General features: G+C 61.5%; 19 protein-coding genes and 1 pseudogene. 13 read left to right on the top strand and 7 right to left on the bottom strand.

Features of this window, described 5'->3' with window-relative positions; translation table 11 throughout:
- Nucleotides 1–23: 23 nt before the first annotated feature.
- Genes Q0M35_RS05810 through Q0M35_RS05800 form a run of 3 tightly spaced genes read right to left on the bottom strand, consistent with a single transcriptional unit; the run spans nt 24 to nt 2133 of the window.
- The gene (locus tag Q0M35_RS05810; protein WP_295313276.1) at nt 24–764 is read right to left on the bottom strand and encodes a TIM barrel protein; all 741 of its coding nucleotides are present in this window, start codon (nt 762–764) and stop codon (nt 24–26) included.
- A 40-nt stretch (nt 765–804) separates the two neighbouring features.
- On the bottom strand, nt 805–1503 hold the full coding sequence (locus tag Q0M35_RS05805; RefSeq protein WP_295313275.1) for an SDR family NAD(P)-dependent oxidoreductase: 699 nt from the start codon (nt 1501–1503) through the stop codon (nt 805–807).
- Between the two features lie 54 nt (nt 1504–1557).
- Nucleotides 1558–2133, bottom strand: coding sequence for a DUF1285 domain-containing protein (locus tag Q0M35_RS05800; protein ID WP_295313274.1), 576 nt, complete (start codon nt 2131–2133; stop codon nt 1558–1560).
- Between the two features lie 68 nt (nt 2134–2201).
- On the opposite strand from Q0M35_RS05800, the gene Q0M35_RS05795 reads away from it, so the two are divergent.
- From Q0M35_RS05795 to Q0M35_RS05775, 5 genes are all read left to right on the top strand, one after another.
- Nucleotides 2202–3209, top strand: a complete 1008-nt coding sequence (locus tag Q0M35_RS05795; protein ID WP_295313273.1) for a MoxR family ATPase — start codon at nt 2202–2204, stop codon at nt 3207–3209.
- On the top strand, nt 3206–4084 hold the full coding sequence (locus Q0M35_RS05790; RefSeq protein ID WP_295313272.1) for a DUF58 domain-containing protein: 879 nt from the start codon (nt 3206–3208) through the stop codon (nt 4082–4084). Before Q0M35_RS05795 ends, Q0M35_RS05790 begins: the two co-directional genes overlap by 4 nt.
- The gene (locus Q0M35_RS05785; RefSeq protein WP_295313271.1) at nt 4081–6858 is read left to right on the top strand and encodes a DUF4159 domain-containing protein; all 2778 of its coding nucleotides are present in this window, start codon (nt 4081–4083) and stop codon (nt 6856–6858) included. The genes Q0M35_RS05790 and Q0M35_RS05785 overlap by 4 nt, the downstream gene beginning before the upstream one ends.
- Complete coding sequence (locus tag Q0M35_RS05780) at nt 6855–8897, top strand: hypothetical protein (protein ID WP_295313270.1); 2043 nt, start codon at nt 6855–6857, stop codon at nt 8895–8897. The genes Q0M35_RS05785 and Q0M35_RS05780 overlap by 4 nt, the downstream gene beginning before the upstream one ends.
- 149 nt (nt 8898–9046) lie before the next feature.
- Nucleotides 9047–11278, top strand: coding sequence for a response regulator (locus Q0M35_RS05775; protein ID WP_366519639.1), 2232 nt, complete (start codon nt 9047–9049; stop codon nt 11276–11278).
- Here the strand turns inward: Q0M35_RS05775 and yaaA are convergent.
- The 3 genes from yaaA to Q0M35_RS05760 all read right to left on the bottom strand — a co-directional run bounded on the left by yaaA (nt 11263) and on the right by Q0M35_RS05760 (nt 14541).
- Complete coding sequence (yaaA, locus tag Q0M35_RS05770) at nt 11263–12042, bottom strand: peroxide stress protein YaaA (RefSeq protein ID WP_295313268.1); 780 nt, start codon at nt 12040–12042, stop codon at nt 11263–11265. The two genes, Q0M35_RS05775 and yaaA, sit on opposite strands and share 16 nt — an antisense overlap.
- Nucleotides 12043–12095: 53 nt before the next feature.
- Nucleotides 12096–14138, bottom strand: coding sequence for a DNA helicase RecQ (recQ, locus tag Q0M35_RS05765; RefSeq protein WP_295313267.1), 2043 nt, complete (start codon nt 14136–14138; stop codon nt 12096–12098).
- 115 nt (nt 14139–14253) lie between these two features.
- Complete coding sequence (locus Q0M35_RS05760; RefSeq protein ID WP_295313266.1) at nt 14254–14541, bottom strand: YggT family protein; 288 nt, start codon at nt 14539–14541, stop codon at nt 14254–14256.
- A gap of 143 nt (nt 14542–14684) precedes the next feature.
- Between Q0M35_RS05760 and Q0M35_RS05755 the strand changes: the two genes are divergently transcribed.
- Both Q0M35_RS05755 and mepA read left to right on the top strand, forming a co-directional pair.
- Nucleotides 14685–16052: an MFS transporter gene (locus Q0M35_RS05755; protein WP_295313265.1), complete on the top strand. Its 1368-nt coding sequence runs from the start codon at nt 14685–14687 to the stop codon at nt 16050–16052.
- Nucleotides 16049–16981, top strand: a complete 933-nt coding sequence (mepA, locus tag Q0M35_RS05750) for a penicillin-insensitive murein endopeptidase (protein WP_295313264.1) — start codon at nt 16049–16051, stop codon at nt 16979–16981. The genes Q0M35_RS05755 and mepA overlap by 4 nt, the downstream gene beginning before the upstream one ends.
- 36 nt (nt 16982–17017) lie before the next feature.
- On the opposite strand, the gene Q0M35_RS05745 is transcribed toward mepA, so the two are convergent.
- Nucleotides 17018–17389: a hypothetical protein gene (locus Q0M35_RS05745; RefSeq protein ID WP_295313263.1), complete on the bottom strand. Its 372-nt coding sequence runs from the start codon at nt 17387–17389 to the stop codon at nt 17018–17020.
- A 35-nt stretch (nt 17390–17424) separates the two neighbouring features.
- Here Q0M35_RS05745 and Q0M35_RS05740 point away from each other — a divergent pair, with 35 nt between their 5' ends.
- From Q0M35_RS05740 to Q0M35_RS05715, 6 genes and pseudogenes are all read left to right on the top strand, one after another.
- On the top strand, nt 17425–18045 hold the full coding sequence (locus tag Q0M35_RS05740) for a queuosine precursor transporter (RefSeq protein WP_295313262.1): 621 nt from the start codon (nt 17425–17427) through the stop codon (nt 18043–18045).
- Between the two features lie 328 nt (nt 18046–18373).
- On the top strand, nt 18374–18799 hold the full coding sequence (gene arfB / locus Q0M35_RS05735) for an alternative ribosome rescue aminoacyl-tRNA hydrolase ArfB (RefSeq protein ID WP_295313261.1): 426 nt from the start codon (nt 18374–18376) through the stop codon (nt 18797–18799).
- Nucleotides 18800–19119: 320 nt separating this feature from the next.
- Complete coding sequence (locus Q0M35_RS05730; RefSeq protein ID WP_295313260.1) at nt 19120–20439, top strand: extracellular solute-binding protein; 1320 nt, start codon at nt 19120–19122, stop codon at nt 20437–20439.
- Between the two features lie 93 nt (nt 20440–20532).
- Nucleotides 20533–21480 (top strand): sugar ABC transporter permease, encoded by a 948-nt coding sequence (locus tag Q0M35_RS05725; RefSeq protein ID WP_295313259.1) that lies wholly within the window; start codon nt 20533–20535, stop codon nt 21478–21480.
- 2 nt (nt 21481–21482) lie between these two features.
- Nucleotides 21483–21632, top strand: a complete 150-nt coding sequence (locus Q0M35_RS05720) for a hypothetical protein (RefSeq protein ID WP_295313258.1) — start codon at nt 21483–21485, stop codon at nt 21630–21632.
- A pseudogene (locus tag Q0M35_RS05715) lies at nt 21629–22029 on the top strand (carbohydrate ABC transporter permease); the annotation flags it as partial. The gene Q0M35_RS05720 and the pseudogene Q0M35_RS05715, both read left to right, overlap by 4 nt.

Raw genomic sequence — 22029 nt, 5'->3', positions numbered from 1 at the left:
GGGCGGTTGGGACAGCGTCGCACTCAACTTAGCCGGACCATCCATCCAAGCGTTTTCTCAACCGCGCCCCGGGGTCGGTAGCTTGCGGTGACCCAGCCGGTGTACCCGATTTCATCAAGGACCTGTTCAAGAGCTGCCGCTGAAAATCCGTCCGCCACTGACTTGTCCTGCGGCGGCGCGGTCAGTGTAATATGCTTTATCAGAGACGCATTTGCGCGCAGATCATCCTGCCAGCCCCGTGAGATTCCATCCAGCGGCCACTCCATCCGCAGCACCGGCGTTCCGGCACCGGACACCAGCTGCGCCACCTGATTGCCGGTCTGCAAAAACGCGTCGGCTCCCGGCTCGGGGCCCACCAGCAGCGTGATGCTGGCCGGGCTGCGGTCCACCGCTTTGTTCAGATTGTCGCGGAGCGTCCCGGCGGCATCTGACCCGCTTGCATCGCCTGCGAGGACGCGCAGCGCCGGCACGCGCAGCGCCTCGCAATAGCGCAGCGCCCGCCGCAGATCATGCACAAACCTGTCCCCTGCCCCCGGAACAGCCGCAAAGCCGCGCGCCCCACCGGTATAATTAGGCGGCGGGGTGGCAATCATCACCAGCGTCAGACCATTGCGCAGCAGCGCCATCTGAGTGTCTTTCGCCGGATTGTCATAAGGGAAGGGCACGACAACACCGGAAAACCCTGCCATGGCGGCCGCCTCGAACCGCTCCGCCCAGGGCAGGCCGGTCCACAAAATACTCAGGTCAGCCGCCAGTTTCGCCATCCGGTTCCGTCCCTTTTGCGCCCCGCCCGGAGCGGCTCTGTCAGAAAGTTTCGACCCAGGGCCGCAACGTAATTTCACTGCTCCAGGCGGACCGGTGCTGCTCAATCAGATGCTGATAGCTCTCCGCAATCGCATCCGGGTCCAGCATTGCATTGCTGCCGTCATCCCCGCGCCCTTCACGGTCGGGGTTTGAGATGCCCCCGTCGATATTTACCCAGGCCACGTGAATGCCTTTGGGGTGCAACTCGCGTGACATCGACTGTGCCAGACCGCGCTGTGCGAACTTTCCCATCGCAAAAGTGGCAGAACCCGCAAAGCCCTTTACCCCGGCAGAGGCCCCGGTAAAGAGAATTGTCCCTTTTGTCTCACCGTCGTTCTGCAGCATGAGGCGGGCGGCTTCGCGGCCCGTCAGAAACGATCCGAAGGCCGTGACCTCAATCGCCTTGCGCACCGTTTCAGGGTCTAAATCGGCAATATCGCCCCTGATCCGCGCAGAAGGATTATAAATCGCAACCCTGAGCGGCCCGGGCAGATCCGCATAAAGTGCTGCCACAGCTTCAGGGTTGCTGCCGTCAAGCGGGACACAGCGCGCGCCTGTGCGGTCCGCAATATCCCGCAGTTTGCCGGTGTCGCGCGCGCCCAGAACGATATCATACCCTGCGTCTGCAAGCCGAAGCGCAACCGATGCGGACAGACCGGTCCCGGCACCAATGATGACCGCTGTGCCTTTGTCTTTCATCTCAGACCCTTTTGCATGTTGTGACCTCTGCTTTCCTGCGCACTCTTTTGTTGCTCAGGGCAATTGGTCGCTCGGAATGACCCTGAAAAATGCGCCACCGGACCACAGCCCGAACCATCCGTCATGATAAACGCCAATATCCACCAGCCGGTAGAAACTTTTGCGGTCAATCAACGCCTCAAGACCCGCGCGGACATGCACATAAGGAGAGGGTTCACCGGTTTCAGGATCGCGCACCACGCGGATTGCATTGTCCGGCCCCGCCGTCACCTCGTCTTCGACCTGCGTGGTAAAACGCAGTGTCTGCTCTTCGCCGTTGCCGGACGCCTCAAAATCGACCGCGACAAAAGGCGCATCATCAACGGTGATTCCGACCTTCTCCACCGGCGTCACGAGGAAGTATTTTCCGTCTTCCATCTTCAGAATCGATGAAAAAAGCTTCACCAGCCCGGGCCGTCCGATGGGCGTACCCTGATAAAACCAGGTGCCGTCACGGGCGATGCGCATGTCCAGATCGCCGCAAAACGGCGGGTTCCACTTGTGAACAGGCGGTAAACCGCGTGTTTTTGTGGCAGTTAACGAAGCAGCAAGACTTTCTGCCGACGGTGTAACGGTTTTTTGTCCACTCATTGCTTTTGCCATTTCCCCTGAGCGCGATAGGATTACATCAGACATATAATTCATCGGAGCATATTGTCATGAGCGAAGCAGAAGACATGGTCGGACAGATCGAAGCGCTGGGCGAAAAACTCAAAAGCGCAAGAGCGTCGATCACCAACCGGTTCATCGGTCAGGAACGTGTCGTTGATCTGACACTGGCGGCATTGCTTTGTGGCGGTCACGGTCTGCTGATTGGTCTGCCGGGACTGGGCAAAACCCGCCTGGTGGAGACCCTTTCGACTGTGATGGGGCTCAACGGCAACCGGGTTCAGTTCACGCCTGACCTCATGCCTGCCGACATTCTGGGCTCCGAAGTGCTTGATACCGCCGCCGATGGCTCCCGCGCGTTCCGCTTCATTCAGGGTCCGATCTTCTGCCAGCTTCTGATGGCCGACGAAATCAACCGCGCCTCGCCGCGCACGCAATCCGCTCTGCTTCAGGCGATGCAGGAGAAAACAGTCACTGTTGCAGGCGAAAGCCGCAGCCTCGGTGTGCCGTTCCATGTGCTGGCCACGCAGAACCCGATTGAGCAGGAAGGCACCTATCCCCTGCCTGAAGCACAGCTTGACCGGTTTCTTGTTCAGATCGACGTGGCCTATCCTGACCGCGATACGGAACGTGATATTCTGCTGGCGACCACGGGGGAGGGAGAAGCGCAATCATCCGAAGTCTTTACCGCCGCTGAACTGCTGGCAGCACAGCAGTTGCTGCGCCGGATGCCGGTGGGCGAAAGCGTCGTCGAAATGATCCTCGATCTGGTTCGGGCCTTCCGCCCTGATGAACCCGGTGTCAGCCAGAGAGTGCGCGACACCGTGGCCTGGGGCCCCGGACCGCGGGCCGCTCAGGCACTGATGCTGACCGTGCGGGCGCGCGCGCTGTTGCAGGGACGGCTGGCACCGTCGTCCGAAGATGTGCTCGATATGGCCCGCCCGGTGCTCAGCCACCGGATGGCGCTCAACTTTGCCGCACGGGCGCGCGGTGACAGCCTGACCGACCTTATAGAGACCACCGCCGCAGAACTTGCCGGAGGGAAAGCGGCAGCGTGACCCCGGAAACCGTCCTTCGCGCCGCGGCAGAGACCGAAGCCGCCGCCCTGCCCGCGCTGCTGGCCCGCGCCGAGCATCTTGCAGGCTCCGTTCTGCTGGGAGATCACGGCCGGCGGCGCGCAGGTATGGGCGATGATTTCTGGCAATACCGCCCGGCGCAGGCCGGTGACAGCAGGCGTATAATCGATTACCGCCGCTCGGCGCGCGGTGACGTCGAATATGTGCGCGAACGCGAGCTTCAGATCGCTCAGTCGGTGATGTTCTGGGTAGATCAGGGTGCCTCGATGCGCTTCACGAGCGATGACGATCTGCCGCAAAAGGCCGACCGCGCCCGCGTCCTTGGTCTGGCCACCGCAATTTTGCTGGTGCGTGCCGGGGAACGTGTGGGGCTCACGGGCACTTCGCTGCCGCCCCGTCGCGGCAATCAGCAGATCCTGCGGCTTGCCGGTATGTTCACGCAGGATGCGACCGAAGATTACAGCCCGCCGGAACACCGCGCGATGATCCCCTCGGCCCGCGCCGTTTTTATCTCGGATTTCATGGGTGACATCGCCGAGGTGACGCTGGCGCTGACCAAAGCCGCTGACCGGGGGGTGCGCGGCGTGCTGCTGCACGTGCTCGACCCGTCAGAAGAGGCTTTCCCCTTCAGCGGGCGCACTATTTTTGAGAGCGTCGGCGGCAGTCTCAGCCACGAAACGCTCAAAGCCAATGATCTGCGCGACCGCTATCTGGAACGCCTGGCCGCCCGCAAAGATGAGCTGACGCAGCTTTGCGCCATCACCGGCTGGCAGTATGGCATGCATCACACCGACCGGCCGGCGCAGGCGGCTCTTTTGTGGCTCTACCGTGCACTTGATACCGGGGGGCTGCGATGACTGTTCTGGGAGGCATCGGGTTTACCGCGCCCTGGCTGTTGCTGGCGCTGCTGGCGCTGCCGGTACTCTGGCTCATTCTGCGGGCGGTGCCGCCGGCCCCTGTGCGCCGGCTTTTTCCTGGCGTGGCGCTTCTCCTCGGGCTTAAAGATGACGAAAGCGTGTCCGACCGTACGCCATGGTGGTTGCTTTTGCTGCGCATGCTGGCGGTTGCCGCCATCATCCTCGGCCTCGCCGGGCCGGTTCTGAACCCCGAAGAGGAGAGCGCGCAGGACAATGGTCCGCTGCTGATCGTGCTGGATGGCAGCTGGGGCGGCGCCACCCGCTGGTCCGATCAGATCGACGCGGTCGAGGCACAGCTCACACGGGCCGGACGCGCCGGGCGGCCGGTGGCCTTTCTCGATATGGCGCGCCCTGAGCCGCCGGTGTTTCAGGCTGCCGATGTCTGGCGCAACCGGCTTGCCGGGTTCAGCCCCGCCCCCTGGCAACCGGATGAGGCGCGCACCACCCGGGCCGCCGGCTTCGCGGCAGAGCTGGGCGCTTTTGATACGCTTTGGTTCAGCGACGGGCTCGAATATCCGGGCCGCGACCGGGTTCTTGACGCTTTTGAAAGCGCCGGTGCGGTTGAAGTCTACCAGACCGCTGCCAATGTGCTGGCCATGGCGCCTGCAGGTTTTGAGGATGGCGCGGTGCAACTGACCGCGATCCGCGCCACCCCTGGCCCCGAACGTCAGGTGATCCTGCAGGCCCGGGGGCGTGACCCTGCCGGAAACGCGGGCATTCTGGCGACCGCCACCGCGACTTTTGCCGAAGGCGACACAGAGGCAACAGCCGCCCTGTCGCTGCCTTCCGAACTGCGCGCGCGCATCACGCGGTTTGACCTGCAGGGGCAGCGCTCTGCCGGGGCGACGACGCTCGCAGATGACGCGCTGAGCCGGCGTGAGGTTGCCCTTATCGCCGGACGGGAAAGCCGTGAAGGGCTGCAGCTTTTGTCGCCGCTGCACTATCTCGAACAGGCGCTTGAACCCAATGCCGATCTTATTCGCGGATCGCTGGGAGATGTGCTGCCCGCAAACCCCGATGTCATTGTGCTCGCGGACGTGGCGACGCTGTCGCCGTCCGAAGCCGGCGGGTTGGGCGACTGGATCGAAGAAGGCGGCCTCCTGCTGCGCTTTGCCGGGCCAAGGATCGCCGCCAGCGATATTTCCCGCGTGGACGAAGACCCGATGATGCCCGTGCGCCTGCGCTCCGGTGGCAGGACGGTGGGCGGTGCGATGAGCTGGGGAGAACCCAAAGCGCTTGCACCGTTCAGAGAGAACTCACCCTTTTTCGGCCTGGACATCCCTGATGACGTGCAGATCACCAGTCAGGTCATGGCCCAGCCCGATCCGACGCTGGCCGAACGTGTCATTGCAGAGCTTACCGACGGCACGCCGCTCGTGACCCGCAAGACCCGGGGCCAGGGACAGATCGTGCTCTTCCACGTGACCGCCAGTGCAGACTGGTCCACCCTGCCGCTGTCGGGTCTTTTCGTGCGGATGCTGGAACGGCTTGCCGTGTCCTCCTCCGCCGGCACGCCCGATCTGACACAGATGGAAGGCACCACATGGACGCCTGAACAGGTGATGGACGGGTACGGCACCCTGTCGGACGCCGGTACGCTGCCGGGCGTCTCAGGCACGGATCTCATCGATGCGCCGGCCGGCCCTGATCTGCAGCCCGGGATATATGCTTCCGGCGACCGGGTTCTGGCGCGCAACGTGATCAGTACCGGCGATACTCTTGAGCAGGCCACCTGGCCTGCGGATATTCCGGTCCGTGGATTTGCCGTCGCCCCGGAACAACCTGTCGCAGGCTGGCTTCTGAGCCTTTCGGTGCTGCTGTTGCTGGCCGATGTGGTGGCATCACTGGCGCTGTCGGGCCGTCTGCTGGGGCGCGTTAACCGGACGGCTGTCGTGGTGATCGGTGCGCTGCTGCTGGCGTCACCGCAGGCCAAGGCGCAGAGCGCGGATGCCGCAGCCGATGAATTTGCGCTCAGCGCCACGGCCGAACTGGCGCTGGCCTATGTTTCCACCGGCAATGCGCGGGTCGACGATCTGTCGCGCGCAGGTCTCGCGGGCCTGTCACAGACCCTGAATTTCCGCACTTCCGTAGAGCCTGCGGCCCCGGTCGGCGTCGATCTGGAGATGGACGAGCTTGCGTTTTTCCCGATCCTCTACTGGCCCGTGACCCCGGACCAGCCGCGCCCCTCCTCCGAGGCCTATGCCAAGCTTAACGACTACCTGCGCTCCGGAGGTCTGATCCTCTTTGACACCCGCGATGCCGATGTCGCGCGCTTTGGAGGTGCCAGCCCCAACGGGCGCAAACTGCAGGATCTCGCGGCCCCGCTGGATATTCCGCCACTGGAACCGCTGCCCACCGATCACGTGCTCACGCGCACCTTCTATTTGCTGCAGGATTTCCCGGGACGCCATACCAGCCGCGATGTCTGGGTCGAAGCCGCTCCGCCAGATGCCGAACAGATCGAAGGCATGCCTTTCCGCAACCTCAACGACGGTGTAACGCCGGTGGTGATCGGCGGCAACGACTGGGCCGCTGCATGGGCGATTTCGGAGAACGGTGCACCGATGGTACCCGTGGGCCGCGGTTTTACGGGCGAGCGCCAGCGCGAACTGGCCTATCGCTTCGGAGTAAACCTGATCATGCACGTGCTCACCGGAAACTATAAATCCGACCAGGTTCATGTGCCGGCCCTTCTCGACAGGCTCGGACAATGACCGGCGCTCTGATCTTTGACCCGCTGGTCCCCTGGGCCATGGTGCTGATGGTTGCGGTCATCGCCGCGATCAGCGTGACCCTCGCGGTGCTGCGCGGCCTGAACGGCTGGCCCCTGCGCGCACTTGCGGCCCTGGTGGTGCTGGGTGCGCTCTGTAATCCGTCCTATCAGCAGGAAGACCGCGCGCCGCTCACCGATATCGTGATGCTGCTGGAGGATGAAACCGCCAGCCAGGGTCTGAGCGACCGCCCTGCGCAGCGCACGGAAGCTGCCGACGCGCTTGCCGCGCGCATTGCCGCGCGCCCCAACACCGAAGTCCGCCGCATCGTCGTCCCTGACGGCGACGGCGACGCAGGCACCCGCCTGATGACCAGCCTTTCCGGCGCGCTTGCCGAAGAGCCGCGCGCCCGGATTGCGGGCATCGTCGCGGTCAGTGACGGCCGCGTGCATGACGCCGGTCTGCCGCTTGATCTGCCCGCGCCGATGCACCTGTTGCTGACGGGCCGCGATACCGACTGGGACCGCCGCCTGTCAATCAGCAACGCGCCGGCCTTTGCCATCATCGGCGAGCCCGTGACGCTCACCCTGCGCATTGAGGATATGGGCGCGGCACCTGCGGGTGACGGTATCGCCCCACTGGAAATTTCAGTTGACGGCGCCGAGCCGCAACTCTTTCAGGTGCCGCTGAATCAGGACATAGAACTGCCTGTGACCCTGCCACACGGCGGGCGCAACGTCATCGAATTTACCGTGCCGATGGCCGAAGGCGAGCTTACTGACCGCAACAACCGCGCGCTTGTGCAGATGAATGGTGTTCGCGACCGCCTGCGTGTCCTGCTGGTCTCGGGAGAGCCACATCCAGGTGGGCGCACATGGCGTAACCTGCTGAAATCAGACAGCTCTGTGGATCTTGTGCACTTCACCATCCTGCGTCCGCCTGAAAAGCAGGACGGCGTGCCGGTCAGTGAGCTGTCCCTCATCGCCTTCCCCACGCGCGAGCTTTTTCTGGAAAAGATCGACGACTTTGACCTCATCATCTTTGACCGCTACAAACGCCGCGGCATTCTGCCCGCGCTTTACCTCGACAACGTGGCCAATTACATCCGCACCGGCGGTGCCGTTCTTGTCGCCGCCGGACCGGATTTTGCCGGCGCCGACAGTATCTTCCGCTCGCCGCTCGGTACTGTGCTGCCCGCAGCGCCCACGGCGCGTGTGGTAGAACAGCCTTACCGCCCTGTGGTGAGCGACCTTGGTAACCGCCACCCCGTGACGACTGATCTGCCCGACAACGGCGACTGGGGCCGCTGGCTGCGCCAGATCGAGATTACCGACCCCGACGGCAATGTGGTTATGACCGGTGCGGACGAACGGCCGCTTCTGGTGCTTAACCGGGTGGGTCTGGGCCGCGTGGCACTGCTCGCCTCCGATCATGCCTGGCTTTGGAACCGCGGCTATGAGGGAGGCGGACCACAGCTTGAGCTGCTGCGCCGTCTGGCCCACTGGATGATGAAAGAACCTGAGCTCGAAGAAGAAGCGCTGACCGCGCAGGCCACCGGCCTGACCATGCGCATTCAGCGCCGCACGCTGGAAGAGACGGTCCCGCCCGTGGTGCTGACTGACCCCTCCGGCAATACCGTCGAGCTGAACCTCAGCGAAATGAGCCCCGGCGTTTTCGGCACCACCTATGAAGGACCGGAGATCGGCCTCTACCGTCTGGAGAACGGCGATCAGATGGCGGTGATCGGTCTCGGCCCGGCCGCCCCGCGCGAGTTTGAACAGACCATCGCGACGGGCGATATTCTGGCACCTGTTATCGCGGGTCTGCGCGGCGGGATTATCCGGCTTGAGGATGGTCTGCCACGACTCAGGGATGTGCGCGAAGGCCGCCCGGCCGCAGGTCGCAACTGGATCGGCTTTACGCCGCGTGGTGCCTATGAAACACGCGACGTGCGCCAGACAGCGCTGTTGCCCGGCTGGCTGGTGCTGCTGCTCTCGGCCGCCCTGATTACCGCCGCCTGGCTGCGCGAAGGCCGCCGCTGACCGCACCCTGACCATCTGGCACAAAGAGCAACAGATCCCGGCGCAGGTGTGCGGTACTGCTTAAGACGATATTCACCGAAATCCGCAATACTGGCCGCTAAACCAGTGGTTTAACGAATGTATGTTGCGCGATGAGCCTGGCCAACAAAATGGCAGAGGAAAGACGCCGCAGACTCGCGGCGGAACGCCTGCTTGAGCTCAAGCAGGCCGAGCTTTTTGCCGCCAACAGAAAACTCGGACAGCACGCACGCAACCTTTCGGATCAGATCGTCGAGACCCGCGCGGAAGTTGCCACCGTGCGGGACGAAAACCAGCGGGTAAAATCAGATCTTTCTGCCGCACAGGAAAAAATCGAACGTGTCGAACGGCGCCTGTGGCATTCGATCGGCACCATCAAGGACGGCTTTGCCTTTTTCTCACCGGACCTCGAGCTGATCATGGCCAATCCGTCCTATCTGGCGGTCTTTGACAAGCTCGAGGAAATCCGGCCCGGGGTCAGCTATGTCACCATCCTCCAGGTGCTGACCGACGAGGGGATTGTAAACACCGGTGATCTGACGCCCGCCGCGTGGCGGCAGCTGATGATTGACCGCATGCAATCGCCGGACCCGCCCCCCCAGGTGATCCGGTTGTGGAACGGTCAGTACATAAAAATGCTCGATCAGCGCGGCCCGGACGGCGATATCATTTCGCTCGGTCTCAACATTACAGAGACTGTCGCCTATGAGAAAAAGCTGAAATCTGCTCGTCACAGTGCCGAAACCGCCAACCGTGCCAAATCTGCTTTTCTCGCCAATATGAGCCACGAACTGCGCACGCCCATGAACGGCGTTGTCGGTATGGCGGACCTTTTGGCAGAGGGCGACCTCAGCGAAGAGCAGCAGCTTTATGTTGAGACGATCAAACGCTCGGGCGAAGCGCTTCTGGTGATTATCAACGACGTACTCGATTACTCCAAGATCGAGGCCGAACGGCTGGATCTGCATCCCGAACCGTTTGATCTGGAAAAAGCGGTGCATGACGTCATGACGCTGTTGCAGACCTCCGCGCAGGAGAAGGGGCTGCGGCTTTGTGTCGACTATCAGATGCAGATCGCATCCCGTGTGGTGGGCGATCCCGGGCGCATTCGGCAGGTGCTGACAAATCTGCTGGGGAATGCGGTCAAATTCACCACCTCAGGGCATGTACTGGTGCGCGTGAAGGGTGCCCCGACGCCGGATGACGCTGCACTTGATATGACCATCACCGTTGAAGACACCGGCATCGGCATTCCCGACGAACTCATTGATCACGTATTTGGTGAATTCAACCAGGTGGAAAATGAACGAAACCGGCAGTTTGACGGCACCGGTCTGGGCCTCGCGATTACCCAGCGGCTGATCGGCATGATGGGCGGGAAAGTCTGGCTCACATCGCAGGAAGGGGTCGGCTCCTGCTTTGGGTTCGACCTGCGCATGGCCACGGACGGTCCGGCCATTCTGCCGGCCGCGGAACTGCCCCCGACGCTTCAGCATGTACTCGTCACCGGACGGGACTGGGCCGGGCGGGATATCATCCGCCGTCACCTCGAAGAATCGGGACTAAAAGTAACCACGGGCGAGGATGCAAAATCAGCGCTGGCCGCGATGCAGGCCGATATCAGTCTGGTCATTGCCGATCACACCGACGGCATCTCTGACGGTTTTGAAGTCGCGCGGGTTCTCGGAGAGGCAGGCCACCATGCGCCCGTTCTGCTGCTCTGCGGGAACGCCGGACTTGCGCGGCGCAACGCGGACCGGGATGCTGTGGACACGATCATGCAGCGTCCGTTCCTGCGCGTGGATCTGATCCGGTGGCTGTGCGAGGCCGAAGCGCGTGTCGCCCGTGAGGTCACCCCGGCCCCGGGGTTCCGCCATCGCGCTGCTCCTGACACCACCGCAAGGTCTGTTTCCAGGCAACTGGACGCTCCGGATGAATCCGGTACGAGACTGATGCGTATCCTGGCAGCGGAAGACAACAAAACAAACCGCCTCGTTTTTTCCAAAATGCTGAAATCGCTGAACATTGATCTGAAATTCGCCTGCGACGGCCAGGAAGCGGTGGATATGTGGAAAGAGTTTCGACCCGATCTGATCTTTATGGATATCTCAATGCCCCGGCTCGACGGAAAAGAGGCCGCCAGACAAATTCGCGGGATGGAAGCGGGTACAGGAGAACGCGTTCCGATTGTCGCCCTGACGGCTCATGCCATGGCCGGTGATGAGAAAGAAATCCTTGACGCCGGGCTGGATCACTACATGACAAAGCCACTGCGTAAACCTGCGATTATCTCCCGCATCCTGGTCCATTGTCCGGACGCGGTCCGGGCTCCGGTCGACGAACCGGATCAGGCCGCGGGATAGGGACGCAAAAAAACCGGCCTGTCGGGTTCTGACATCTCAGGCTGATAAGCATAGCCGCCGGTATCAAATGAAAGCAGATCCTCAGCGCGGTTCAGACGATTCTGAATGACGTAACGCGCCATTGCGCCGCGGGCTTTTTTGGCAAAGAAGCTGACCATTCTCGGCCCCTTCCCGTCCCCCTTATCTTCCATAAAGGCCGGCGTGATCACCCGCAGTTTCAACGCGTCGGGCGCCACTGCCCCAAAATATTCCTGGCTGGCGCAGTTCACCAGAAGGTCGGTGCCAAGCGTCTCTGCCTGCGCATTCAGAGCCTTTGAAAGATTGTCGCGCCAGTAATCATAAAGGTTCGCCCCCCGGCGGGTTTTCAGCCGGCTGCCCATTTCCAGACGGTAAGGCTGGATAGCGTCGAGCGGCCTCAGAACTCCGTAAAGGCCCGAGAGTATCCGCAGATGATCCTGCGCCCGGGCAATTTCATCGTCATCAAGGCTCGAGGCCTCCAGCCCAAGATACGTGTCGCCCGCAAAGGCAAAGGCTGCGGGCCGCGTGGTGTCAGTCGGGGGTTCGTCTTCGAAGGCGCGGAACCTGTCGCGGTTCAGTCGCGCCAGATCATCACTAAGGTCCATCAGATCGCGCAGATTGCGCAGCGTCAGATTCCGCGCCGTCCGTACAAGACGCACCGCATCTTCCCGAAACGCCGGTTCGGTCACCGGCCTGTCTGTTGCGTTCCAGTCGAGCCTCTTGGCAGGCGAAATCACCACCAGCATAAATCAGTTCCCCGAATATCTTTCACGGACCCCGCCCGCGCTCAGCAGGTGACTTAGCCCGCCTCCCGCAGAACGTCCAGAAATGCGGGGCCAAATCTCTCCGCCCGCCGCTCGCCCAGCAGTTTTTCCAGCGTGCGCACATCAGCCGCATGCATCTGAGCGACCTTTGCCAGCAGCGACGCGGAACAACTCAGCGGCTTGTCATGGCCTTCGGCGCCACGCGCCAGATCCGCCTGAACTGCGAGCAAGCGGTCGTAAACCGTACCCGCCGCTTTGCCCGCCAGATCGCGCCGCCGCGGATGCACCTGCGGCGCTTCGCCGGCGATGACCTCCAGAAACGCATCGCCGTATTTGTCGAGTTTTTTGGCACCCACGCCGCCGATCCCGGCCATATCGTCCAACGTCGCCGGGCGTTTTTCGGCCATTTCAATAAGCGTCCGGTCGTTGAAAATGATATAGGCCGGCAGCCGTGCCGCCTCGGCCAGTGCGCGCCGTTTCGCCTTGAGCGCCGACAAAAGCGGCGCGTCCTCATCAGAGACCATCGCCTTTACCGCCGGCCGCCGCGTGCCCGCTGCCGCCCGGATACTGTCACGGCGCAGCGAAATTGTCGCCTGATCGCGCAGCACCGGCAGCGCCGCATCCGTCATGCGCAGCGCGCCATGGCGGTCGGGGTCGGGGCGCAGCAGGTCGTGCCCCATCATCTGGCGGAAAATCGTCTGCCACTGCCGTTTGTCGTATTCCGTGCCAACGCCGAAGGTCGGCAACTTGTCATGCCCGCGCTGCAACACTTTTTCGGTTCTGTTTCCCAGAAGAATATCAATCAGATGGCCGGCGCCAAACCATTCCTCGGTGCGCAAAATCGCTGACAGCGCCTTGCGCACGGCCACGGTGGCATCGAAAACTTCGGGCGGCGTATCACATAAATCGCAACTGCCGCAGGTCACCCCGGCCTCGCCGAAATAGCCGAGCAGCGTCTCGCGCCGGCATTTCAGTGCCTCGGCCAGACCAAGAAGCGCGTTGAGCCGCGCATGATCGGCCGCGCGGCGTTCCGGCGGCGCCAGGCCCTCGTCGATCTGCGACCGGCGCAGGCGGATGTCCTCCGGGCCAAAGAGCGTCAGCGTCTCCGCGGGAGCACCATCGCGCCCCGCGCGGCCGATCTCCTGATAATAAGCCTCGATCGATTTGGGCAGGTCCGCATGAGCGACCCAGCGGATATCCGGTTTATCGACGCCCATGCCAAAGGCAACGGTGGCCACAACGATCAGCCCGTCTTCCTGCTGAAACCGGCGTTCGGCGATGCGCCGGTCTTCTGCGTCTATGCCGCCGTGATAATGCAGCGCCGTGTGCCCCGCCTCGCGCAGTGCACGGGCGATCCCTTCCGTCTTGGCCCGGGTGCCGCAATAAACGATGCCCGACTGCCCGCGGCGCGCGTCGGCAAAGGCGAGGATCTGCTGGCGCGGGCTGTTTTTCGCCGCGAAAGCGAGGTGGATGTTCGGTCGGTCAAACCCATGCAGAAACGCGCGGGGCTGCTCTCCGCCAAAAAGCTTTTCGGTAATTTCCACGCGGGTCTCAGCGTCGGCCGTCGCCGTGAAAGCAGCCAGCGGCACCCCCAGATCGCGCCGGAGCGCGCCGATACGCAGATAATCAGGCCGGAAATCATGCCCCCACTGGCTCACGCAATGCGCTTCATCGACGGCGATCATAGAGACGCCTACCCGACGCAGAAGGCCCGCAGCCCCTGAGGCCAGCCGCTCCGGTGCCATGTAAAGCAGCCGCAGGCGCCCCTCTTCGAGTGCTTCGAAAACCGCCTCGGTTTCCTCGGGCGTATTGCCCGAGGTCAGCGCCCCGGCGCAGACACCCGCCTCCTGCAGCGCACGCACCTGATCGCGCATCAGTGCAATCAGCGGCGAGATGACCACCGTCACCCCCTCGCGCATCAGTGCAGGTAATTGAAAGCACAGGGATTTACCGCCCCCCGTGGGCATAATAGCGAGTACGTTTTCGCCTGCAGTCACTGCATCGACGATCTCTTCCTGACCGGGGCGAAAGGCATCAAAGCCAAAGACATCACGTAACAGCGTGGCAGCGCCGGTCATGCGGAAAATCCTGTTTGTTTGTCTGCTCTTTTGATGCAGACTCACATACTAAGATTGTCTGAACAAGACCTGGCAGCCGCGCAGAGATAATTTAACGCGCCGGCAGGCACAGAGCTCAGGCGAAAGCCGCGTAATTATTGACCAGAATGATCCGCAGGGCCGCCACCGCGATCAGCACCGCCAGCGGTGCCAGATCAATCCCGCCCATCGGCGGTAAAATCCGGCGCACCGGCCCGTATATCGGCTCCAGCAGCCGGTTCAGACCATACCAGATCTGCGCCACCAGCTGTTGCTGCGTATTGAGCACCTGAAAATTAATCAGCCAGCTCATGATCACATGCGCGATGATGAAGAACCACAGCACGTTCAGCAAAAGCATCAGAATTTCGAACAGCGACTGCATCAGGTCCCCTCTTTTGACTTCTGCACTCAGTTAAGCAGGCCCGTCCCAAAGGGCAAGGCCCCGCCTCCCGCGGGTCAAAGCACTTCTTGCGTTAACGGGTTGTGGCTGCTTTAGCTTAAGATAACGATAAGAGGCGGGCAGCCATGACAGTGGAGAAAAAGCGTATCTGGGGGTGGTTTGCCTTCGACTGGGCGACGCAGCCTTTCTATACGCTTGGTCTCACCTTCATCTTCGGTCCCTATTTTGCCGGTGTCGCCACCGATTTTTTTTCCGCCGGCGGCATGGCGGAAAATGCCGCAGATGCGCGCGCGCAATCGGTCTGGGCCAACGCGCAGCTGGTCGCAGGGCTGACCATCGGTCTGCTGGGACCCGTCATCGGGGCTTATGCTGACAGCACCGGCAAACGCATGCCCTGGATCATCGCCTTTTCGGTGATCTATGTGATTGCGGCTGCGGCGATGTGGTACCTGATGCCTGACGGCTCTGGCCTGTGGTTTTGTCTCGTGGCCTTCGCCATCGGCTTTGTCGCCGCCGAGTTCGCGCTGATTTTCGTCAATGCACAGCTCCCGGGTCTGGGCGACGAGAATACCATCGGACAGATCAGCGGCACGGGTGCGGCGCTCGGATACTGGGGCGGGGTGGTCTCGCTCTTTGTCATGCTGCTCTTTTTCTTCGAGGCCAACCCGGAGGCAGGCACCACGCTCATTGGCCTCGCCCCCGCCTTCGGGCTGGACCCCGCGCAAAGCGAGGGTACCCGCTTTGTCGGCCCCTTCATCGCACTGTGGTTTGCGCTTTTCATGATCCCCTATTTCCTTTGGGTCCGCGAACCTGCCCCGGTTGTAAAGCAGGGCGGCTTCGCCGAGGCTATGAGCGATCTCCGAGCGTCGCTGGCACAGGTCCTCAAACGCCCCAGCCTTGCTGCCTATCTGGGCTCGTCCATGCTCTACCGCGACGCTCTCAATGCGCTTTATGGCTTTGGCGGTGTCTATGCGCGTCTGGTACTCGACTGGTCCCTGACCAATATCGCGCTCTTTGGGATTCTCGGTGCGGTGACCGCCGCCATCGCCACATGGATCGGCGGGCGCTTTGACGCGAAATTCGGCCCTAAACCTATTATCAGGGTCTGTATTTTCATTCTCATAGCTGTCTGCTGCATCATCGTGGGCATGTCGCGGGAGGCCTTCTTCGGTCAGCCCCTCGCACCCGGCTCCACCCTGCCGGATGCGCTCTTTTACATCTGCGGTGCAGCCATCGGCGGGGCAGGCGGCGCACTTTATGCTGCCTCCCGCTCAATGATGGTGCGTCACACCAACCCCGACCGCCCCACCGAGGCATTCGGTCTCTTTGCACTGTCGGGTAAAGCCACGGCCTTTCTGGCGCCTGCGCTGATCTCGGTTGTCACCACCCTCACTGAAAGCGCGCGCATGGGCATCTCTCCGCTTATCGGGCTTTTCATCCTGTCCCTTTTCGTGCTGATCTGGGTCCATCCAAAGGGAGACCGCGTCCGATGACACTGCCCCGAATGATAACACTGATCTGTGCTGCCGGCCTCATACTGGCGGCCTGTTCGCAACCTGCGACAAACACCGCCCCTGCCGGACCGCTGCCCACCATCGGCACCTCAGGATCCGCCGATGCTCAGAAAGTCGCCAAATCCGTCTTCGGCGCAAAAACCGATGGCTCTGGCCAGGCCCCCGCGCCCTTTGGGAGCTACGCCAAAGGCTGCGTCGCGGGTGCCGCACAGCTTGCCGAAACCGGCCCGACCTGGCAGGCAATGCGCCTGTCGCGCAACCGTAACTGGGCGCATCCCGATACCGTGAATTTCGTCGAAGACCTCAGCCGCGCTGCCGCCCGGCAACCCGGGTGGAACGGCATCTATGTAGGTGATCTGAGCCAGCCGCGCGGCGGGCCGATGCTCTCGGGCCATCGCAGCCACCAGATCGGTCTTGATGCCGACATCTGGCTTCGGCGTGCGGATAACCTGTCGCTGTCTGCCAGCCAGCGCGAGAATATCTCGTCTGTCTCCATGCGCCGTAACAAGGGCGCTTTCGTCAACGACAACTGGACATCCGCGCATCACCAGATCGTCAAGGCCGCCGCTTCTGATCCGCGTGTCGCGCGGATTTTCATCTTCCCCGGTGCCAAGGTGCAGATGTGCAAGGACGCCAAAGGCGACCGGTCCTGGCTGAATAAAGTGCGGCCGTGGTACGGGCATCACTATCACTTCCACGTGCGGCTCGCCTGCCCGAAGGGCGCGCGGGGCTGCGTGAACCAGACGCCACCTCCTGCCGGCGATGGCTGCGCGGATGCCCAGGCCTGGGTGAACAACATCCTTAACCCGCCGCCGCCGGACCCCAACGCGCCCGCGCCGAAACCCCGCCGTGAATTGCGCGTTGCGGATCTTCCGGCACAATGCGCCACCGTCCTTTCCTCGCGCTGATCTGTCAAATGCCGCTGCAGGCAGACAGCGCGGCGGTCACCGGTCCACCCTGCGCAGAAGTGAGCGCAGTTCTGACACCTGATCCCGGGTGGGCCTGCTAGCAGCAGGTTCTCCGGTATTGATCTCACGCCCGGCGGTCGCGGATTTTTTATAGTCGCCGGTGCAGGTTACCTGCTGAACGATACGCTGGCGCGCGATAAAGGTGTCACGATCCCGCGCTGGCACGGCAACCGCGAAGCCCTCGCCGTCTGGCAGGATCCGGCAGACCATATCCGCCTTACTATGGTGCCGGGCGATAACAGTTTGGCGCTCCTGCGCAGCGCACTGACGGAATGCGTCCTCAAAGAGTGACTTGCGCCCCGGGCGGATGCAGCCTAAAGACCGCCCGTCCGCCACAGCGCGGACCAAGTGCCGCACCCTTGTCAAAACGGAAAAACAAACTCATGACCCGCGCTTATATCCCCGGCATTATTGCCATGGCCGCCATCGTGGTGGCGTCCAATATCCTCGTGCAGTTCCTCTTCGGGAATTGGCTGACATGGGGGGCCTTCACCTATCCGCTGGCCTTTCTGGTCACCGATATCATGAACCGCGTCTATGGCGCGCAGGCCGCCCGGCGCGTTGTGCTCGCGGGTTTCGTAGTGGGGGTCATCTGCTCTCTCATCGGCACGCAGATCACGGGTGAATTCGGGCCTCTCGTTACCCTGCGCATCGCCGTCGGATCAGCGATCGCCTTTCTCACCGCGCAACTGCTGGATGTGGCTGTCTTTTCCGCACTCCGGAATGGCGCCTGGTGGCGCGCGCCGCTGGCCTCAACGATCATCGGCAGCACCGTGGATACCGCACTCTTCTTCACCATCGCCTTCTCCGCGCGCCTTACATTCCTCGAACCCGGCAACGACGTGTCCTGGGCCGGCGAAGTCCTGCCCGTGCTGGGCGTGGGCCCTGTGGCGCCGCTCTGGGTGTCGCTCGCCGTGGCCGACTGGGGCGTGAAACTGGCGCTGGCGCTCATTGCCCTTATTCCCTTCCGGGCCCTGACCGCGAGGCTCGCGCCGGCGACCTGACCCCTCTGCCGGGGCTGCCTGCAAAACAATCACCGGCGGGTTTCCTTGTGGGCGATCTGTAAAAAAGGGCTTGGCGAAAGCGATTTGCTGTGCGACGATTCAGATAGTTTTAACAGATAGGTAAAGGAGGTGATCCAGTGTCAAGAACGGTATTGGAGAGAGGTGTCGGAACAGCTTTGGAGGTCGCCTGCTGAGGCAGCCCTTGGCGGGCAGAACCCCGAAGTGGACGGTCGTCTAACCGACCCCACCTCCGTAAACCATTCGATTGGGCCGCACGCATCCCGTGCGGCCCTTTTTCGTCTGCGCATTTCGTGGCAAAAGGCACCCTATGCTGAGGATCAATAAAGACATCGCCATCGAAGACTGGGAACTGACCGAGAACTTCATCCGCTCGTCCGGACCTGGCGGGCAGAATGTGAATAAGGTGTCTTCTGCTGTGGAGCTGCGCTTTGAGGCAGCCCGCTCGCCCAATCTGGCGCAACCGGTGAAAAACCGTCTGCGCCGCCTCGCCGGACGCCGCTGGACCACCGAAGGTGCGCTGGTGCTGCAATGCGACGAGACCCGCAGCCAGGCCCGCAACCGCGATATCGTGCGCGACCGGCTGGTCGAACTCATCCGCAAAGCCCTCATACCACCCAAACGCCGTATCCCGACAAAGCCCACATTAGGGTCGAAAAAGCGCCGCCTGAAGGCGAAAAAAGCCCGTGGCGAGGTCAAAGCACTTCGCGGCAATGTCCGCGACGGAGAAGTCTGACTGCAAAACCGGCACACGTCGCTGGCATGTCTGCGCGAGGGGCCTGATAATCAGACTCATGTGGTAAACATCATACTGTTCCCCGGGGCGCATCAGACCTCGTTCCCAGTCTCACATGTACTGATCGCCGATTTTTGTTTGTCTTCTGTTCTTGAGGTATAATCATACAAACATTCTATTCAAAACAGCGCTTTAGCAATTTTTGAGGTACGCCCCTCAAAAAAATCATCGACATGAGGTACGTCCCTCAATTAGCCTCTGATCAGTCAGCCACCGAATCGTCATCAAGCGGTCGGGCGTGACACATAGGGAGGAATCACATGAAATTTTCGAAACTGACCACGGTCAGCGCACTCAGCCTCGCAGCCGCGGGCATGAGCAGTGCCGCTCAGGCCGAAGAACTCACATTGTGCTGGGCTGCCTGGGATCCGGCCAACGCTCTTGTCGAGCTGTCCAAAGAATTCGAAGAGCAGTCCGGCCACACCATGAGCTTTGAATTTATCCCATGGCCCAATTTCGCCGACCGTATGCTCAATGAGCTCAACTCGGGTGGTAAGCTCTGCGACCTGCTCATCGGAGACAGCCAGTGGATCGGTGGCGGGGCGGAAAACGGCCACTACGTGAAGCTCAATGATTTCTTTGACGCCGAAGGCATTTCGATGGGCGATTTCGCAGACGCCACCGTTTATGCCTATTCCACATGGCCAAAAGGCACGCCGAACTATTACGCCCTGCCGGCCATGGGCGACGCCAACGGCTGGTTCTATCGCAAAGACTGGTTCGCACGCGACGACATCAAGGCGGCATTCAAAGAGGCTACCGGCCGCGACCTGGCGGAGCCGACAACCCAGAAAGAGCTGCTTGAAACAGCTCAGTTCTTCCAGGGCCGCGAGATCGACGGACAGACCGTTTATGGTGCCGCCATCTTTACCGAACGCGGCTCTGAGGGCATCACAATGGGTGTTACCTCGGCACTTTACCCCTGGGGCTTCAAATATGAAAACGAGCCCGGCTCTTACGATATGGAAGGCGCTGTAAACTCGCCGGAAGCCGTTGAAGCACTTGAGTTTTATAAAGAATTCTATAAGACAGCGACACCTCCAGGCTACACGAACAGCTACATGGGTGAAAGCCTTGATGCGTTCAAATCCGGCCAGGTGGCGATGGCGATGAACTGGTTCGCTTTCTTCCCGGGTCTCTATGCTGACCCCAATACCGGCGGCGAAAAAATCGACTTCTTCGTGAATCCGCCGCAAAATCAGGCGGGCTCGACGCTGGGCGGTCAGGGCATCTCGGTTGTCGCTTACTCCGAAAAGCAGGACGCGGCGCTTGAGTACATCAAGTGGTTCGCAAACCCCGAGGTCCAGCAGAAATGGTGGGATCTGGGTGGTTATTCCGCGCACAAAGCTGTGCTCGAAGACCCCGGTTTCGTGGACAGCGCGCCCTTTGCCGGTGACTTCCTCGAAGCCATGGGTGCCGTGCAGGACTTCTGGCAGGAGCCGGCTTATGCCGAACTGCTTCTGGCCATGCAGAAACGCATCCACGACTATGTGGTCGCCGATCAGGGCACCGCACAGGAAGCGCTCGACAAGCTGATCGAGGATTGGACAGAGACCTTCGAAGACGAAGGCAAACTCTGAAAATCACTTCAGGGTGGGGCACGTGCCTCACCCTGGATCTCTCCTGAACCGGTGAGGCGGCCCCCCGCCTTGCCACCGGAAAGCTGCGTTTAAATGTCCGACACCCCCATCACCCGCGCGGCCGAGGCCACGCCCCCCGTCATGGCCCGAAAGATCAAAGGCCTGAGCGACCGGGCCATCGCCTGGATCTTCGTGGCGCCCACGATTTTCCTCCTGCTGGCGATCAATATCTTTCCGCTGATCTGGACGATCAATCTCAGCTTCACCAACTTCCGCGCCAACCGTCTGAACCGCGACGTCGAATACGTGGGTCTGCGCAATTACGAACGCATTCTCAATGACACCGACATCTGGCTCAACATGCAGGCCACGGCGCATTTTCTGTTCTGGACGATTTTCTTCCAGGTGCTGATCGGCTTTACGCTGGCCTGGCTCATCAACCGCAAATTCAAAGGCAATGACCTCTGGACCACGATTATCGTGCTGCCCATGATGCTCAGCCCCGCAGTCGTCGGCAATTTCTGGAAATTTCTCTACCAGCCGCAGATCGGGCTCTTTAACTACATCGTGGCCTTTTTCACAGGCAAGGATCCGTCAAGCTTCGAGATGCTGGGCTCTGTTGATCTCGCCCCCTGGTCGATCGTCATCGTCGATACGTGGATGTGGACGCCCTTCGTGATGCTGATCTGTCTCGCCGGCCTCCGCTCCATTCCCGACTATATCTATGAGGCCGCCGAAATAGACCGCGCGTCCAAGCTCCGGCAGTTCTTCACGATCACCGTTCCGATGGTTCTGCCCTTCCTGATGCTCGCCGTCCTCTTTCGTGGCATCGAGAATTTCAAAATGTTCGATCTTGTGGTGCAGCTCACCGGCGGCGGCCCCGGCTCCACGACCGAGCTTACGTCGATCAACCTCAAACGCGAAGCTTTCGAGAAATGGCGCACCGGCTATGCATCGGCCTATGCGATCATCCTTTTCGTGACCGTCTTCGGCCTCGCCTCCATCTACGTCAAAGCCCTTAATAAGGTGAAGGAGCGCTGATCATGAAAATCACCATTCAGACCAGAAAAGCAGCCTCCCCGCTGATCGCCCGCGTCACTCTGTCAGGTCCCGTCAACCTCAACGCCGCACCCGGACAGAAACCCCCGGTCGACGACGCGCAACAGACCACCGGACCGGAGACCACGGAATGAGCAGCTTCTCTGTCACCGAACCCGGCAAACGGTCCAAATGGCTGGCCGGCACGCTGGTCATCACCTACGCGCTGATCACGATGATCCCGCTCGCCTGGATTATGCTCACCGGATTCAAATCCCCCTCGGATGCGATCAGTTACCCGCCAAAGGTCTTCTTTGAGCCAACGCTGGAAGGTTACGTGAACCTTTTTACCACCCGCACGCGCCAGACAGAGGAATTTCTCGCCGCTAACCCGCCCGAGACCTGGTATGAAGACATCGTGCGCCAGTACGATATGGTCATCGCCGGTCCTTCAAAATTTGGCGAACGCTTCCTTAATTCGGTGATCATCGGCTTCGGGTCGACTTTCCTCAGTATATTCCTGGGCACCCTCGCCGCCTATGCCTTTTCCAG

Origin of the sequence: Roseobacter sp., from assembly GCF_024639605.1 — a bacterium.
GTDB lineage: Bacteria > Pseudomonadota > Alphaproteobacteria > Rhodobacterales > Rhodobacteraceae > Roseobacter.
This window is presented reverse-complemented; position numbering and strand designations above follow the sequence as displayed.

Excerpts from the sequence above, each read along its gene's own strand:
- Q0M35_RS05810 (WP_295313276.1), bottom strand. The coding sequence starts at position 764 with ATGGCGAAACTGGCGGCTGACCTGAGTATTTTGTGGACCGGCCTGCCC.
- Q0M35_RS05805 (WP_295313275.1), bottom strand. The coding sequence starts at position 1,503 with ATGAAAGACAAAGGCACAGCGGTCATCATTGGTGCCGGGACCGGTCTG.
- Q0M35_RS05800 (WP_295313274.1), bottom strand. The coding sequence starts at position 2,133 with ATGAGTGGACAAAAAACCGTTACACCGTCGGCAGAAAGTCTTGCTGCT.
- Q0M35_RS05795 (WP_295313273.1), top strand. The coding sequence starts at position 2,202 with ATGAGCGAAGCAGAAGACATGGTCGGACAGATCGAAGCGCTGGGCGAA.
- Q0M35_RS05785 (WP_295313271.1), top strand. The coding sequence starts at position 4,081 with ATGACTGTTCTGGGAGGCATCGGGTTTACCGCGCCCTGGCTGTTGCTG.
- Q0M35_RS05780 (WP_295313270.1), top strand. The coding sequence starts at position 6,855 with ATGACCGGCGCTCTGATCTTTGACCCGCTGGTCCCCTGGGCCATGGTG.
- Q0M35_RS05775 (WP_366519639.1), top strand. The coding sequence starts at position 9,047 with ATGGCAGAGGAAAGACGCCGCAGACTCGCGGCGGAACGCCTGCTTGAG.
- yaaA (WP_295313268.1), bottom strand. The coding sequence starts at position 12,042 with ATGCTGGTGGTGATTTCGCCTGCCAAGAGGCTCGACTGGAACGCAACA.
- recQ (WP_295313267.1), bottom strand. The coding sequence starts at position 14,138 with ATGACCGGCGCTGCCACGCTGTTACGTGATGTCTTTGGCTTTGATGCC.
- Q0M35_RS05760 (WP_295313266.1), bottom strand. The coding sequence starts at position 14,541 with ATGCAGTCGCTGTTCGAAATTCTGATGCTTTTGCTGAACGTGCTGTGG.
- Q0M35_RS05755 (WP_295313265.1), top strand. The coding sequence starts at position 14,685 with ATGACAGTGGAGAAAAAGCGTATCTGGGGGTGGTTTGCCTTCGACTGG.
- mepA (WP_295313264.1), top strand. The coding sequence starts at position 16,049 with ATGACACTGCCCCGAATGATAACACTGATCTGTGCTGCCGGCCTCATA.
- Q0M35_RS05740 (WP_295313262.1), top strand. The coding sequence starts at position 17,425 with ATGACCCGCGCTTATATCCCCGGCATTATTGCCATGGCCGCCATCGTG.
- arfB (WP_295313261.1), top strand. The coding sequence starts at position 18,374 with ATGCTGAGGATCAATAAAGACATCGCCATCGAAGACTGGGAACTGACC.
- Q0M35_RS05730 (WP_295313260.1), top strand. The coding sequence starts at position 19,120 with ATGAAATTTTCGAAACTGACCACGGTCAGCGCACTCAGCCTCGCAGCC.
- Q0M35_RS05725 (WP_295313259.1), top strand. The coding sequence starts at position 20,533 with ATGTCCGACACCCCCATCACCCGCGCGGCCGAGGCCACGCCCCCCGTC.
- Q0M35_RS05720 (WP_295313258.1), top strand. The coding sequence starts at position 21,483 with ATGAAAATCACCATTCAGACCAGAAAAGCAGCCTCCCCGCTGATCGCC.